Genomic DNA, 1,558 nt, shown 5'->3' on the forward strand with positions numbered 1-1,558 from the left:
TAGGCTTTGGGCTTTAGGTGTTAGGCTTTGGGCTTTAGATGTTAGGCTTTAGGCTTTGGGCTTTAGTAGGCTTTGGGCTTTAGTAGGGTGGGCACTGCCCACCACAAAGGTTTCAGCTTTAGGCTTTAGTAGGGTGGGCGCTGCCCACCATCAAGGTTTCAGATATTTACATCATTGTAACTAATTAGATATTTCTGCTTGTAAATGAAAAATTATAAATAACACATTGACACTTTTATGATGGATGCACAAAGCTTACAAGAACGGGTTTTACAGGTAGAGAATAAAAGAGCATTGTTACTCAATTTTCAAACAGATCCGACATTGAGTTCCTTATCGATCGATATCGATCAAGCCTTAATTGAAATGGACGATCTGATGCGCGAGTTTCGACAAACCTTCCCAAATGGCGTTGTCCCTCCAACAATGAATATCGATTAGGCGATCGAGCCAGTCCAATCGCTGAGTTATTTGTATTCAGACGAGCAATCGTCAAGTCCAACTCGATCGAGAAATTACTTCTCGATCGAGTTTTCATTATTTAGATCGGAAATGTCAATTCAAATCCAAATACCTTAATCATTATGGCAATTCCACCGAGCTGGATCGTGAAAACAGGTCGATCGATCTGGACGCAGATCTGGCAGCTAATGATGTCACAACTGGCACCACCAAACGATCGCGGCGAATACCAACGTCCGCCAAGTGAATTCCGCCACCGAATCGAGGGAAAATATGCTCCACAGCCGCGTCGCTATCGATTGTACGTCGGCTGGAGTTGTCCGTGGGCGCATCGGACGGTGGTAGTGAGAGCCTTAAAAGGGTTAGAAGATGCGATCGAGATTATCATCCTTGAAGGTGATGCCAATGCGGGTGGTTGGAAGTTGCCAAAGTCCGAGCATGATTGTCAGACATTAGCGCAACTGTATCGGTTTGCCGTCCCAGACTATAAGGGTCGATCGACAGTCCCGATGCTGTGGGATACTGACACCTACTCGATCGTCAATAATGAGAGCGCCGAAATTATCGAGATCCTCAATTCCGAATTTAATGATTACGCCAAACACCCCGAACTAGATCTGGCTCCAATTGCCCTGCAAGACTCGATCGCCCAATGGAATGAGACAATCTACCAAACCGTCAATAACGGGGTCTACCGCTGCGGTTTTGCCCAGACACAGGCGGCTTATGACAAAGCTGCTACTGACTTATTTGCCACACTCGATCGAGTTAACGATCTACTAGCGACTCAGGCTTATCTCTGTGGCGACTCGCTGACGCTAGCGGATATCCGACTATTCACGACTTTAATTCGGTTCGATGTGGTTTACCATCACTTGTTTAAATGCAACCGTCGCCGCATTCAAGACTATCCCCACATTCAAGCTTACCTAACCAAGATTTATCAGTTACCTGGCGTGGCGGCTACTTGTGATTTTCCCACGATCTTGCAGGATTATTATGGCAATCTCTTTCCGCTCAATCCTGGGGGGATTATTCCGCAGTTGCCGGACTTGAGTTATTTGGGGTAGATGGGAGATGGGAGATGGGAGATGGG

At 46.4% G+C, this 1,558-nt stretch carries 2 protein-coding genes; both read left to right on the top strand.

The window, feature by feature from the left end; all coding sequences use genetic code 11:
- Positions 1–237: 237 nt before the first annotated feature.
- Positions 238–441, top strand: a complete 204-nt coding sequence (locus RMO35_RS01275; protein ID WP_309738007.1) for a hypothetical protein — start codon at positions 238–240, stop codon at positions 439–441.
- A 143-nt stretch (positions 442–584) separates the two neighbouring features.
- Entirely contained in the window at positions 585–1,532 is a 948-nt protein-coding gene (locus RMO35_RS01280; protein WP_309738008.1) for a glutathione S-transferase C-terminal domain-containing protein, read from the top strand.
- The last annotated feature ends 26 nt before the right edge of the window (positions 1,533–1,558 follow it).

Source organism: Chamaesiphon sp. OTE_20_metabat_361 (genome assembly GCF_031364565.1).